This window comes from Gracilibacillus salitolerans (assembly GCF_009650095.1).
GTDB classification, from domain to species: domain Bacteria; phylum Bacillota; class Bacilli; order Bacillales; family Amphibacillaceae; genus Gracilibacillus; species Gracilibacillus salitolerans.
Genome location: NZ_CP045915.1, coordinates 1210818 through 1225289, shown reverse-complemented (window position 1 = coordinate 1225289; position 14472 = coordinate 1210818). Strand labels below are relative to the sequence as shown.

At 36.1% G+C, this 14472-nt stretch carries 10 protein-coding genes; 3 read left to right on the top strand and 7 right to left on the bottom strand.

From position 1 onward, the window contains the following. Positions 1-28 precede the first annotated feature (28 nt). Both GI584_RS05910 and GI584_RS05905 read right to left on the bottom strand, forming a co-directional pair. Positions 29-1240: a sugar ABC transporter substrate-binding protein gene (locus GI584_RS05910; RefSeq protein ID WP_100361572.1), complete on the bottom strand. Its 1212-nt coding sequence runs from the start codon at positions 1238-1240 to the stop codon at positions 29-31. Between the two features lie 85 nt (positions 1241-1325). After that, positions 1326-2315, bottom strand: a complete 990-nt coding sequence (locus tag GI584_RS05905; protein WP_153790593.1) for a LacI family DNA-binding transcriptional regulator — start codon at positions 2313-2315, stop codon at positions 1326-1328. A gap of 283 nt (positions 2316-2598) precedes the next feature. Here GI584_RS05905 and GI584_RS05900 point away from each other — a divergent pair, with 283 nt between their 5' ends. Next, the gene (locus tag GI584_RS05900) at positions 2599-3567 is read left to right on the top strand and encodes an ATP-binding cassette domain-containing protein (RefSeq protein WP_153790592.1); all 969 of its coding nucleotides are present in this window, start codon (positions 2599-2601) and stop codon (positions 3565-3567) included. Continuing rightward, on the top strand, positions 3560-4369 hold the full coding sequence (locus tag GI584_RS05895; RefSeq protein ID WP_100361575.1) for an ABC transporter permease: 810 nt from the start codon (positions 3560-3562) through the stop codon (positions 4367-4369). The genes GI584_RS05900 and GI584_RS05895 overlap by 8 nt, the downstream gene beginning before the upstream one ends. Positions 4370-4874: 505 nt before the next feature. Here the strand turns inward: GI584_RS05895 and GI584_RS05890 are convergent. The 5 genes from GI584_RS05890 to GI584_RS05870 form a co-directional block, all read right to left on the bottom strand. Further along, a complete protein-coding gene (locus GI584_RS05890) occupies positions 4875-8834 on the bottom strand; it encodes a LamG-like jellyroll fold domain-containing protein (RefSeq protein WP_153790591.1) in 3960 nt (1319 codons plus the stop codon). A gap of 167 nt (positions 8835-9001) precedes the next feature. After that, positions 9002-9925, bottom strand: a complete 924-nt coding sequence (locus tag GI584_RS05885; protein ID WP_153790590.1) for a dihydrodipicolinate synthase family protein — start codon at positions 9923-9925, stop codon at positions 9002-9004. Between the two features lie 19 nt (positions 9926-9944). Continuing rightward, complete coding sequence (locus GI584_RS05880; protein WP_100361578.1) at positions 9945-11231, bottom strand: TRAP transporter large permease; 1287 nt, start codon at positions 11229-11231, stop codon at positions 9945-9947. A gap of 12 nt (positions 11232-11243) precedes the next feature. Next, complete coding sequence (locus GI584_RS05875; protein WP_100361579.1) at positions 11244-11750, bottom strand: TRAP transporter small permease; 507 nt, start codon at positions 11748-11750, stop codon at positions 11244-11246. A 59-nt stretch (positions 11751-11809) separates the two neighbouring features. Further along, complete coding sequence (locus GI584_RS05870) at positions 11810-12904, bottom strand: sialic acid TRAP transporter substrate-binding protein SiaP (protein WP_100361580.1); 1095 nt, start codon at positions 12902-12904, stop codon at positions 11810-11812. A gap of 344 nt (positions 12905-13248) precedes the next feature. Here GI584_RS05870 and GI584_RS05865 point away from each other — a divergent pair, with 344 nt between their 5' ends. Further along, positions 13249-14274: a LacI family DNA-binding transcriptional regulator gene (locus GI584_RS05865; RefSeq protein ID WP_100361581.1), complete on the top strand. Its 1026-nt coding sequence runs from the start codon at positions 13249-13251 to the stop codon at positions 14272-14274. Positions 14275-14472: the final 198 nt, after the last annotated feature.

Here is a 14472-nt window from a genome sequence, read left to right as displayed (position 1 = left end):
AGTCAGATGCACCCTATTTATATGTTTTTTATTCAGACAGAATATCAGTTACTTTTGTTCGGTAATCTTCTAAAGTAGACTCTAAATCTGCGCCACCTCTATATACTTCTTCCATATAGTTTAGTAATTCTTCACTCATTTCTGTATATTCCGTTATCATCGGTAATACTTCTGTTGACTCGAGTTGTTCGCCAAACACACTAAACTTAGGGTCATCTGCTAGAATTGGATCCTCCCAAGCTTCTAAATTAGCTGGTAACTCATTTACATCTTTGTACCACTCTAACTGTGTATCTGCATCAGCTAACCAGTTAATAAAATCTAAGGATTGCTCGACCTTTTCTGAGTTATGGAACACTCCAAAGTGAGAGCCACCAATCATAGAGCGGTTTGTGTCCTGCTCTGGCATAACACGAACATCCCATTGATCTTCAATTTCAGGCGCGCCATCAATGATTGTTTTAATATCCCATGGACCACTGAAAAACATTGGCTTAGACCCGTCACTAAAGGCCTGAACTAACTCTTTACCTTCTTCTAACTGCGACAATCCTTCTTGATAAAACGTTTCATACTTTGACATCGCTTCCAAAAATTTAGGATCTTCAAAATTACTAGCACCTTCATCCTCGTTATAGTTCCAACCATGTTGCCAAGCGAGCATAAATGGATATTGAGGATCATCTCTAGGAAGATCAATCGCGTACTGATCATCGCCACGTTCAGCTAACTGTCTAGAAGCATCTACCATCTCATCCCAGTTTTTAGGTCCTTCTGGATAACCAACATCTGCTAATATGTCTGTTCTATAAAACAAGACTCTAGTATCTACGTGAAATGGAACCCCTATCGTTTCTCCTTCATATTCGGTTGTACCAATTGCACCTTCATAGAAGTTGTCAGGATTGAAATTTTCATATTCACTTATATAGTCTGATAAATCCATAAACATCCCCGCATCGGCGTATTCCGGCACCCCTGTAGTACCTACTTGAACCACATCTGGACCTTCACCTGATGCAATTGCCGTTAAAAACTTATCTTTTACTTCTCCCCAAGGAATAACTTGTACTTCCACAGATACATCATTTTCTTCCTCATACTTTGTCACAAAATCTTCCATTGAATTGTTCATCGTCCAAACTTTAATAGTGTTTTCATCATCTCCACTTGAACAACCAGCCATTAATAACAGAACTACAGCAATCAAACCTATAAATAAAGCTACTTTATTTTTCATTCTTTACACTCCTCTTTTAGGATTTAGATCTTGTCAAAGAATCCGAGCTTATTGATGTCCTCACCTCCTTTAATGAAGTAAAGGATTAAAGTTTTTTAACAGATTCTCTAATGATTAAATCAGTATGCAACTCAAAAGTTGGATTCACTTCCTCATTTTTAAGCATTTGAAAAATTATGTGTGTCGCTGATGCTCCCATTTCATACTTGGGTTGCCGGATTGTTGTTAATTTCGGATATACATATTTTGCTTCTAAAATATCATCAAAGCCGATAATGGAAATATCATTAGGGATACTAATTCCTCGTTTTTGAAAAGCTTCCATTCCCCCTACAGCCATCTCATCATTTGCAAAGAAAATAGCTGTAGGAACTTGATCTTGTGCAGCTAATATATTTGCGGCGCTTTCTCCACCTTCTCTAGTGAAATTACCAGACACAATCCACTTATTTTGAAGTTCTATGTTGTAAGCTTGTAATGCTTCTTGGTATCCCGCAAAGCGCATTTTGTTATCATATGAATTGGATGGACCACTAACAAAAGCAATGTCAGTATGACCATTTTGGATTAAGTATTCTGTTGCTTTGAATCCACCTTTTTTATTATTCACTCTTACATGTACTGTCGAATCTACTTCTATTTCCCTATCCAACAATATAATTGGAAAATTATGATGTGCCACATTTTTTAACATCTCATCTGTGATATTATGTGCCAGGACGATACAGCCATCGACACGATGTTCTGTCAAAAACTTTGCAGCTGTTGAATTTTCACCACCGATAGCACTGCATGCGATTAAATCATACCCATGATCTGTTGCTACATCTTGCACCCCTCTAATCAACTCTGAATAGAAAGGACCTGACAAGTCACTTAATATTAAGGCCAATGTTTTAGTCGAATTTCTTTTAAGATCGCTGGCAAATCCATTTTTTCTATAATTAAGCTCTCTAGCTGCTTGTACAACTTTTTCTTTTGTTTCTGGACTAACTTTTTTTATTCCGTTTAAGGCATAAGAAGCTGTTGATACCGCTACATTTGCCTTTTTTGCCACTTCTTTAATGGTTACCATAATACTCACTCCTGCAATTAATTGGTGAAACGTTTCGATGAAAGCGATTAAAAAAAGAAGAAATAATTAATAATCTTCTATTTAATAGATTTTATTTGTAGTGAAACGTTTCGATGAATCGATTATAATATAAAATGTATTCGTTTTCAATAATTTTATAGAATAATTTTATACAATATGCAAATAGTGTAACACCCCTTGATTTCTTTACTATAAACAAACACCAATATGCTATACTTTGATAGATGAGATGAAATAATGGAAGAAAGGTGTGATGTGCCGAATGAGTACATATGCGGTAGAAGCAACCGATTTAGTGAAAATTTTCGGTAAGGAACGTGCTGTGGATGGCATTAGTCTTAGAGTGCCAAAGGGTATCGTCTATGGGTTTCTTGGTCCGAATGGCGCAGGAAAGACCACAACGATTCGCATGCTGGCAACCTTGTTAAAACCAAATGAAGGTCATGCTAAAGTGATGGGATATGATCTCACGCAAGAAGCTGATAAAGTGAGACATTCCATCAGTTTAACCGGACAATTTGCTTCGGTCGATGAGGAACTTTCCGGCAGAGAAAATCTTATTTTTATCGGTAGATTAGTAGGTTATAGCAGAAAACAAGCGAAACAAAGAGCAGACGAATTATTAGAAGCCTTCCAATTAAAAGATGCTGCCAAACGCCAAGTGAAAAAATACTCAGGCGGCATGCGCAGACGTATCGACATTGCAGCTAGTATCGTTACCTCCCCAGAATTACTTTTCCTTGATGAACCGACCACAGGACTAGACCCAAGAAGCAGAAACCAAGTATGGGACATCGTTAGAGCACTCGTCAAAAATGGAACTACCGTTTTCTTAACCACACAATATTTAGAAGAAGCAGATCAATTAGCCGATTTAATAGGGGTAATCGACCAAGGAAGGTTGATTGCAGAAGGTACCAGTAAAGAATTAAAATCCTCCATCGGTGCAGGTAGCCTAACCGTTCACTTCGATGATATCAATGAATTGGAAAAAGCACAGAATATCTTTATTTCACAGTTCGAACAGAAACCTGACATAAATGAACAAGATATTTCGTTGACCGTTATGATCAAGGAACATGCAAAAGCAGCAAAAGCAATTGGTGAATTAGCGAATACTAATGTACAAATCAAAGATTTTTCCATGAGCCAGCCAAGTCTTGATGAAGTGTTCTTAACCTTAACAGGTAATGTACTAGATCAGGAAGGAGGGGACTCTAAAAATGAATAAACCGTCCACCATTGAAGAAGTATTAACAAACCGAACCCGGCCAAAAAGTCCAACAGCAATCCAAGCGTCTGCTACTTTCGCATGGCGGGCCTTATTACGGATTCGTTATGTTCCAGAACAGCTTTTTGACGTGACGGTCTTTCCGATTATCTTTTTATTAATGTTTACTTATTTGTTTGGTGGAGCGATTTCTGGTTCTACAGGAGAATATTTGAATTTCGTGCTGCCAGGTATTTTAGTAATGACCGTTTCCATGATCACAATGTATACAGGACTTGATTTGAATAAAGATATCGAAAAAGGTGTATTTGATCGTTTCCGCTCTCTACCGATATGGCAACCTGCTGTATTGGTTGGCGCCTTACTTGTAGACACATTAAGATACTTAATTGCCTCGACTATCATGGTGACACTCGGATATATATTAGGATTTAGGCCAGAAGCTGGTTTTAGCGGCGTCATCATGGGAGTTGCCATTCTTCTCTTGTTCTCATTTAGTTTATCATGGATCTGGACAATGCTTGGGATTATCGTACGTTCTGAAAAAGCATTAATGGGAATTAGTATGATGTTTTTATTTCCGCTAACTTTTTTAAGTAGTGTATTTGTTGATCCTTCAACAATGCCTAATTGGTTACAAAAGTTTGTTGATATTAATCCGATAACGTTTGTAGTCGATGCCGTCCGTACTCTTATCCATGGTACCGGGGCGAATGGTGATATCATGATCGTCATCTATATATCGATTGCGTTAATTGTGATATTTGGTCCTTTAACGATGTACTTTTTTAAAAACAAATAATTGTAGGTTTGGAGGGACGGGTGTACCGTCCCTCCGGGCTAAAACCACATTATTATATCATATCGTTACTTTCCTCAAAACTTAATTCTGCTAAAGGCAAACTACATGTTTTTTTCTTAATTACCAAATCACCTCTTGCGTACACGATTGCGAATCAAATAAAAGATCCTCAAATTCAACTTTCCCTGTATGATAAAATTGCGTCGGTATTTTGAGCTATATTTAATATGTCTGGAGATATTAATTAAATTCCAAAATATACTTACAAAACCTTTTTTAATAATATACAGAGATAGCAGAAGTATTTTAACGATTTTTTAAGCTTATCGGACAAGTAGATATATAAAAAAAGAAGCACTCCCAAACGAGAATGCTCTGTGAAAAGTCTTATATTTAGAAGTTCAAACAAATGTGACGGATTCTGTATCCATCCAATTTGGTCTATGGTGATGAATCTGTTCTTCATTCATGACCTTAATGCAGGAGTTCTATTAATAACTGATCTTTAGTCCGACCAATTTTCTATAATGGATTGGGCGTCATTATTGAGAATGACCCTTGCTTCCTCTGTTATAAATTGATCCATTGCCTCATTGTTGAGATGCTTCACAAAATCCTCCATATGTTTAATACCTTGTGTATTACGATCTGTATCATAATGATGTTTCGCCTGTTTCAATTGCTCAACCATTTGCTTATATAGTGGATGACTAAGTACTTCTGTATCTTTATAATAAAATTCTAGTGTTTGTATGATTACCGGAATTGTAGGATTGACAGCTATTTCTAATGAATTTGAAGTAACAGTCTTTTCATTAAACGTAACATTAGCCCATACTTCAAAAGATCGGACATCATTTAAATTTTCCGACAAGGTGAGTTCTCCGTTATCACTGATAGAAATAAAGGAAGGATTCGTTGTTACATACTCTATCTCCATATCATCAAATGTCGCGTCTGTTCCATCGGTCATTTTCCCAGTTAAACTAATAGGCACGGTTTCCCCAGGGTTTATATTAGTATGTTCAGAAGTTAGTATAACTTGATCAACATCTACTGCATGCTCTTGATAAAGATCTAACACTTCCTCAGATGAAAGGGATGTTCTATACACCCTGATATCATCTAAGGTACCTTTAAAGTATTCCGTTCCATTCGGACTTCTTCCGATTGAATCTCGTTCATTCGTTGTTTTTCTTTTATAAGTGTCACTGCCAAAATCAACAGAACCTTCACGTGGTGTTTGTTCTTGGCCATTAATATATAGCCTGATATCATTATTTTCATAATCCATTACACCTACAACATGATTCCACTCTCCAACCATAAACGGGTCAAGAGAATATTCATACTTGTTGTAGGCATCAGTGGATTGACTTCTACCGGACATTTGAATTGAATTTCGATTTCCTCTTACAGTTAACTCCACTCCAGCACGGCCACCATCAATTCTTGTTCCAAAAATCCGCATGCCAGTAGATCTAATAGAATCCATTTTCACCCAACTAGCAAACGTAACACCACTTGCGCCGTCTAAATATGGACTAACGGTATGTTCCAAATCTACATAATCATTAACTCCATCAAATAGCAATGCATTTTCTTCAATGCCTGGCACCCAAGTAGTACCATGGATTACTCCATAATTTTCATAACCAGATTGATCACTGGCATTATTGCCACTTCCCTCATTAAATAACCAATGTCCGACTAAATCATGCAATTCTCCTTCAGGTTGTGACTCTCTTGGTGGTTGGGAATCATCATCGTCTTCTTCAGAAGTAGTTCGGTAGATTTTAATATCATCAAGCATTCCATTAAAATATTCTGTCTCATTAGGACTTCTACCAATGGAGTCAGGCTCAGAAGTGGTTCCGCGAACATACGTATCACTTCCAAAGTTGATTGTTGTACCCGGAATAGGCGTCTGTTCCTCGTCATTAATTAACATTCTTATCTCATCATTTTTAAAGTCTAATGTTGCTTCAATATGATTCCATTCACCAAAATTGAACTGGTCTAGTGAGTATTGATGTTTATTGAAGGCATCAGCGGATTGACTTCTTCCAGCAACTTGAATCGTATTTAGATTGCCTCGGACTGTGATCTCCATACCTGCTCTACCACCATCAATCCTAGTACCAAATATTTTCATTCCCGACGATTCAAGAGAATTTAGTTTTACCCATCCTTCAACAGTAATACTAGATGCCCCATCCAGATATGGACCAACGGTATGTTCGAGATCAACATAATTGTTAAATCCATTAAATTGAAGAGCACTTCCTTCATAGCCATCTTCTATCCACGATGCGCCTTTAATAACACCATAGTTGTCATATCCCGAATTATCATTTGCAATATCATCAGTGCCTTCATTAAAAGACCAATGCCCAATTAAATCATTAATTTCACCTTCTGGAGTAGGCTCTCTTGGCTCTGTTAATTCCTCTGTATAGTTATTCTCGAGGTAATACATATGACCATCTTCTGCACCAATTAAAAGATCTGGTAAACCATTATCATTCCAATCCACAATTGTCGGAGAAGTTGTGTGGCCTGCTAAAACACCTTCCGTAATATTTCCCATATCTCTATAAAGGAATGGTTCCTTTTCTGTTCCTACATTAAGTAGCAGTCTGACATTTGGACGTCCATTAACAATTAAGTCCAACTTACCGTCATCATTCCAGTCCACAAATGTAAACTTTCTTCGTCCACTTGGCCCAAATTCTTCATAGTTCATTTGCATAGGACCCTTTGCTGCCATAGTAGGATTACCATGTCGATCAAATTTTGATGACCCTTCTTCTCCAATAAAAATTCGCTCTCCAGGTAATAACTTCCATTCACCGTCTATCTCTTGTCTTTCAAAGAATGCTAAATATCCTTCATGGTCAAGCATTACTAAGTCATTTAATCCATCTTCATTTAAATCAATCACATAAGGCGTTGTTCTCCACTGTGTTACCAAACTATCCCCTTCAGGATCCCACCAATTCCATTCTGGTTTCGGTGGACTTCCTTCCCACTCTACTTCAATAGGTTGAGCTGCGGTTAATACAGGATCGGTAAGAGTGCCCACATTCTCATACCAGTGAACTTTCCCCCATATATCGTTAGCAATAATATCAGGAAGGCTATCATGATTCCAATCCACTACTTTCACGACAGTGTATCCCCATTTTGCTTCTGCGGGTCCCTGAATAGAGCCGCTTTCACCTGCTTGTCGACGAATCTCTTCACCATCAGCTTCTAAATATTGAGGTGCTGCCCATGTTGGATTTAACCCACCATCAAGATTCTTAACAAAACTAATTCGTCCAGCTGAGTCACCTACAATTAAGTCTTCAATTCCATCTCCATCCCAGTCAAAACTATCAGGTGTCGCTAATATACCAATTTTCAAATTATTTGCATGTTGCTGAAAAAAGTATGGTTCCTCAAATACAGGCATCCCATTGACAACTTCTCCTGTATTTTCAATTAATGCAACTCTTCCATCTTCCTGTCCGACGATCAAATCCATATGGCCATTTTTTGTCCAATCAATAGCAGAAACGACAAGCATTTGTAGATCCATCGTTATGGTACCATTATTATTTTCTAGGTATTTTCCTTCTGCATAAACTGGTTCGGTTCTAGTACCTATATTTTCAAAGAACGTTAATTTATCTAAATGTTCACCAGTAATAATATCTAACTTTCCATTACCATTAAAATCAGTTACAACAGGCGATGGTTTTCCATAAACATCAATTGGATTACTGCCTGCTTCTATTTTCACCGGTTCACTATAATTTGGAGTTTCGTTAGTTCCTAGGTTCTCAATATAATAAACGTATCCATGTAACGGACCATTTGTCCATTCACCGTTTTCATTAAAAGCATTATCCCATCCGTAATCATCCCAGTCTCCTACTCCAACAATTAAATCTAGTACACCATTGCCGTTATAGTCTACAAAGCTCCATTGTTCTCCGCGAAGAAACGTGTCCGTAGGATGGACTTCTCCTTCAAAAGGAATAGGTTCGCTTGGATAAAGACCCGTTTCCTTTACATTTGGATAAATTCTACCAGGGGTTGTCACAATTGGTTCATTTCCATTATAGGAAATCGTAACATTATCTAATCCATGACTTACTCGTACTGCCTCTTTGAAAATGGGATGTTTTACATCACCACTTACGTTTTCAAAAAAATACAGACCATGATAAGGCTTATCAATTCCTGATACTAATAGGTCTAAATCACCGTCATCGTCATAATCCATTGGTAAAGGATGCGACCAAGCCCCAATTCCTAAATCAACAACAAGATCTGAATTATTGTATTGAATTCGCTCTAGCATAGGAGTACTGGCAACATCCATTTCCTCTGCATTAATGATGTCTGTTCCTTGTCCGATTAAGAATAAAGATGACAATAAAATAGTCATTGCACATCGAATCGTTACTCTTTTCATCTTTACATCTCCCTTCCCTAAGTTCCAAACCTTTCTTCACACCTTCTTATCAAAAATGAAATAATGTTTATTGGGAGATCTATTTGGAGTAACACTTTTATCATTTAAGCTACATGCAATTCTAAGTGCATTTTTAATCTACTATTCCAAATGTCTGATTGTTACACTCAAACATTTTTCAATCTATTAATATACTCTTTCGTTAAACTTCTCAAATGTTCAATCTCAATTCTATGTGAAGGTTTTAAATTTTTATTAAAATGAACACGACTTTTGTCAGCTAAATTAAGTCCTTCTAAGTTAAGATAATACTTTGCATTATTCGGATAGAGCTGATTTTCAAATACCGCAGCTACACTTAGAAAATACTGCAGTTCTTTAGCTTTTTCTGAGTCTTTTGACCAATTTTCTACCAACCAGACATATAGTTCCGGATGAATATTCGCCATAATTCCACTATACCCAGAAACACCTAATTCTAGTGATTTCATTAATGTTGCCGAATTAGCGTTAAAGATTTTCAAATCACTATGTTCAACTGCATCTAACTTTGATTTAATCGTATCTAGATCACAACTTGTTTCTTTGATAAACAGAAATCGATTCGTTTTTGCTACCCATTGTAATGTTTTGGCAGATATCAATCGATGGTAAGGATATGGGCACTCATATAGACCAAACTTAATCTGAGGAATTTCATCAAGAATCCTACTTAAATTCTCTTTCCACACCTGTTCAGTGTCATTTGATGATGCTAAACGATTTGCCAATAATACTGTGGCAGTGATACCAGTTTGTGCCATTGCTTTTATCTCTTCTATTTGGTCTGGAATACTCGGAGAAATATTACTACCTGCAATTACTGGAATCCGACCATCTACCTTATCAACAATAAACTTTGCTAGTTCCAGCCTTTCATTTAAAGATAAATAAAATACTTCACTAGATTGGCAAACTGCAAACAATCCATTAACCTTACGCTGCATATACCATTCTATTAATCGTTCTAATCCTTGGTAGTCAACTTCATTTTCATTTGTAAAGGGGGTTATCATTGTTGGCCACACACCATTAGTAATGTCACTATTCATTAAATCTCTCCTTTTCATTCTAATATCCAAGCAGATTTGGTAAAAACGTTGAAATTTGTGGTATATAAGTCACTATTCCAAGTACAGCTAACATTACAAGAATCATAGGGAAAATTTCTTTCATAATGATATTTAGCTTAATTCCAGAGATACCGGACACCACAAAAAGTAGCATCCCAAAAGGTGGAGTTGATAATCCAATCATCATGTTAAGGACGATTACAACACCAAAATGAACGGGGTCAATTCCCAATTGCTCCACTAACGGCAATACTACTGGAATAAACACCAATGTCATAATCATCGTATCTATAAACATTCCCATGATTAAGAAAAATATATTAATAATTAAAAGGAAAATTATAACGTTATCCGTATAAGCAAGAATAAAATCAGCAATTATTGCTGGCACTTGTTCGTAAGCAACAATATAAGAAAAACAAAATGCTGCTCCAGCTATCAAACCAATACTGCCAGAAGTCTTCACAGTATCAGCAAGAACTTCTAGGAGTTTTTTGAAGCCCATGGAGCGATATAAAAATAAAGAAATTAGAATTGCATATAGAACAGCAACTGCCCCAGCCTCAGTAGGAGTCATAACCCCACTATAAATACCTAATAAAATAATTAAGGGAGTTAACAATGCTGGTAAAGCCCTGAAAGAATCGATTAAAAATTGTTTGAATTTTGGGCGATCTCCCGCTGGAAAGTTTCTTATTCTAGCAATGAACATAATATATATCATTAGTGCTAATCCTATGAGTAAACCTGGTATAATTCCTGCTAGAAATAAAGCACCTATTGAAGCACCGGATAACATTGCATAAATGACTAAAGGAACACTTGGTGGGAATATTGGACCGATCGTCGAAGAAGCTGCTGTTATTGCGGCACTGAAGCCACCATCATACCCCTTTTTTCTCATTGTTTCTATTTCCATTTTTCCAAGTCCAGCTGCATCTGCAATGGCAGAACCGGTCATACCAGAGAAGATACAAGAAGCCACAACATTCACATGACCTAAACCACCCTTATACCTTCCTACCAAAGAATTAGCGAATGTGAATATTCGATCTGTCACCGAGCCTGAATTCATAACATTTGCAGCTAAAATAAATAGGGGAACTACCAAAATGACATATGAACTTTCCAGGTTTGTGAGCATTATCTCTGATACTTGGCTAACATCTCGACCATTAGCAAGAAAGTAAAAGACAGAGCTTATGATCATCCCTATAGCTACAGGCATTTTGAGGATAAAACTTATTATAAAAACAACTAAGGTTAAGAGAAATATGCTATCCATAAAGCTCACCTCCTATTTCAAATAATGTTGCTTCGTATTCCGTATCATACTTTGAATATCTTTTACGATTTCTACAAATGAATAGATGAATATGGAAATGATCAATATTAAAAATGGAGCATAGGCTAGATTCATAGGAATTCTTAACACATGTGAATATTGTGTAGATTGAAATTCAAGATATTCATAAACAGGTACAATTAAGACCCCCAATAACACAACTAATAGTACATTCACAAAAATTCTAGAGAGTCTTTTCCATCTTTCATTAAACAGATCATAAATCACACCAAAATCAACATGCTCAGCTGTTTTTCTCGCAAAAGAAGATCCAAGCAAGATGGTCCATATAAAACCTATTGTTGTTACTTCATATGTCCAAGTCACCGGATCGTTTAATATATATCTGGTGAAGATTTGAATGATAAATGCAATCAACATGATTGACAGCGTAATAGTTGGAATATATATTTCTATACAATTACGAAGGAATTCTGCAACCTTTTTAATATTGCTCATCTTGGTACCTCCTAATTATTGGGAAACTTTTATTTGAGTAAGCTTCCCAATAATTAAACTTATTCTGCCATTTCTTTGATGCGATTATATAAATCCATATCCCATGTTGAAGACATATCCTCACTATCTAAATATTGCTGTTGAACATGTTCACTAAACGCTTCAACATCCGGCTCAATAATTTCTATACCTTCAGCTTCAAGAAAGTCAATCACTTCTTTTTCCGTATCTAAGTTAGTTTGATCTACAAATTCACGAGCCTCTTCAACTGCTTCCAGTATTTTCTCTTGCAACTCTTCCCCCATTTCTTGCCACACATCCTCGTTAATCGTAGGCCAAACAGATGCTATGATATGATTAGTTAATGAAACATAGTCAGTTACTTCATAAAATGATGCACTCTTAACAGTCGGAAGTGGATTATCTTGAGCATCTACTGTCCCTGTATTGAGTGCCATATATAATTCTGAAAAATCAACAGGCGTAGGATTAGCCCCCATTGCCTCACCAACAAACAGCCAAGTTGGACTACCAGGCATTCTTAAAGTAAGACCTTTCATATCTTCTGGAGTTCTAATTTCTTTGCCTACATCTCGATAGTTAATTTGTCTTGTGCCTAGATAAAATGCGCCTAATGGGCGAATACCTAACTCCTCGGCAACTTGATCAAAAATATCTTCGCCGATTTCTCCATTCAAAACACTTGTCATATGATCATAGTCTTTATACAGATAAGCAGCTGTAAACATGGATAGGAATGGTAGTTCCTCAGCCAGCCATTCAGCTCCTGTATAAGCCATTTCCAAATTACCTCTTATAAGGGCATCCGCTTCATTTTCCTGTGTATACAAAGATCCGGAGTGATGTATATTGACTTTGATCTGTCCATCTGTTTTTTCTTCAATAGACTCTTTTAATACATTTAATCCTTCTGTATGAGCATCGTTAGGTACACTTGCAGTTGAGAAGTTCAACTCAAACGTCTTCTCCTCCTCTGCTTCCTCCTCTATCTCGTTGCTATCACCATCATTGTTTCCTTCCGTGTCATTTCCCGATTCAGAATTAGAAGATGTTTCACTATTACAACCTATAAGAACTATATTGAACGCAAGTAGAAGTACTAACAGCAAAAACAATTTTTTAGTTTTTAACATAACATGCTCCCCTTTTTTTAATTATGCACAGCGACAATTCTTACACTTAGTACAAATTTCCCACCTCCTAAAATTAAAATCTTGGAGTAGATGAACGTGATTTAATACTCATCAGTTATCCCTCCTTTCGTATTGAATGCGTTTCCAAATTGTTTCTTATAAAGTGTTGCACATGTTCCTAGTATGATTTTTTGTAATTTCACCAGGTCGTTTTATAACATAAGATATTAATTTTTTATACATTGTATGTTACCGGTAACACAAAAATAACAAAAATTTATTTTTCAGTAATATTTTTATAGTAAGTTAAAATATATTTATTCTTAAGGAGTGAATATTCTATTATGGTAACGATATATGACATTGCAAAATTAGCAAATGTATCACCAATGACGGTTTCAAGAGTAATAAATAATACAGGTAATACTAGTGAAGCAATCCGCGAGAAGGTAAATAAAGCTATAGATGAACTCGAATACATTCCAAACTCATCCGCTAGATCACTTACTTTAAAAGAATCAAAACTATTAACTTTACTCATTTCAGATATTGCTAACCCTTTTTTCACTAAACTAGCCAGAGGAGCTGAAGATAAAGCAAGAGAACTGGGCTATCAATTAATGCTTTGTAACACTGACGAAAATATCGAAAAAGAAAAAGAGTATATAAACGTCATTATTTCTACAGGGGCAGATGGTGTTTTATTTTCACCTGCTAATAACTCTTCATCCAAACACATTAAATTGTTCAATAAACACAAAATTCCCTTCGTACTTGTAGATCGCGATATACCAAAAACGAAAGTTGATAAAGTTCTGGGTGATAATTATGCAGGAACTAAATTGCTTTTAAATCACCTATTTGAATGTGGACATAAAAGAATAGCTTTAATAAACGGTCCAAACAATGTATTTACTGCCATAGCTCGGAAAGAAGCTTATAAAGAGGTTCACCAATTATTAGGGCTTACAGTGAATGAGGAACTAATGTATGAGCTACATTATAATCGTAATAACGATGCGGAACATATAGTCATGAAATTATTAAATTTACCAAAAAACAAACGCCCAACAGCTTTATTTGCTAGTAATAATTCCATCGCTATAGATATGGTTAAAGCACTGCATGCTCTAAATATAAACGTTCCTGACGAGATATCTGTCGTTTGTTTTGATGATCTGGACCCAAATTCGGCAATTAATCCATTTCTAACAGTAGTAATGCAACCTGCATATGATTTTGGTTATATTGGGACACAATTGCTGATAGATCGTATTAAAAATAACTCTTCATCAAATAAGCATAGAGAAGTGATACTAAAACCTGAGTTTTTATTGAGGGACTCTACGAAATCTATTGTTGATAGATAGAGACTATAAGGGATGGAATGATAAGGGACAGACACTTATAAACGATAGTATCTGCTGCTATTTGCCTGTTTCCTTGTTAAATCTTATCTAATACTGTGAAGGAAATAAAATTTAATCCTATAGTATTTTACCTGTACTTTCAGAATGATCCTCTACCCAAAAAATTATATTTTAGCTACCTTTATCTTTGACGGAAGT

Coding starts and splice junctions, on each gene's coding strand:
- GI584_RS05890 (WP_153790591.1), bottom strand. CDS start 8,834: ATGAAAAGAGTAACGATTCGATGTGCAATGACTATTTTATTGTCATCT.
- GI584_RS05900 (WP_153790592.1), top strand. CDS start 2,599: ATGAGTACATATGCGGTAGAAGCAACCGATTTAGTGAAAATTTTCGGT.
- GI584_RS05910 (WP_100361572.1), bottom strand. CDS start 1,240: ATGAAAAATAAAGTAGCTTTATTTATAGGTTTGATTGCTGTAGTTCTG.
- GI584_RS05885 (WP_153790590.1), bottom strand. CDS start 9,925: ATGAATAGTGACATTACTAATGGTGTGTGGCCAACAATGATAACCCCC.
- GI584_RS05865 (WP_100361581.1), top strand. CDS start 13,249: ATGGTAACGATATATGACATTGCAAAATTAGCAAATGTATCACCAATG.
- GI584_RS05870 (WP_100361580.1), bottom strand. CDS start 12,904: ATGTTAAAAACTAAAAAATTGTTTTTGCTGTTAGTACTTCTACTTGCG.
- GI584_RS05895 (WP_100361575.1), top strand. CDS start 3,560: ATGAATAAACCGTCCACCATTGAAGAAGTATTAACAAACCGAACCCGG.
- GI584_RS05880 (WP_100361578.1), bottom strand. CDS start 11,231: ATGGATAGCATATTTCTCTTAACCTTAGTTGTTTTTATAATAAGTTTT.
- GI584_RS05905 (WP_153790593.1), bottom strand. CDS start 2,315: ATGGTAACCATTAAAGAAGTGGCAAAAAAGGCAAATGTAGCGGTATCA.
- GI584_RS05875 (WP_100361579.1), bottom strand. CDS start 11,750: ATGAGCAATATTAAAAAGGTTGCAGAATTCCTTCGTAATTGTATAGAA.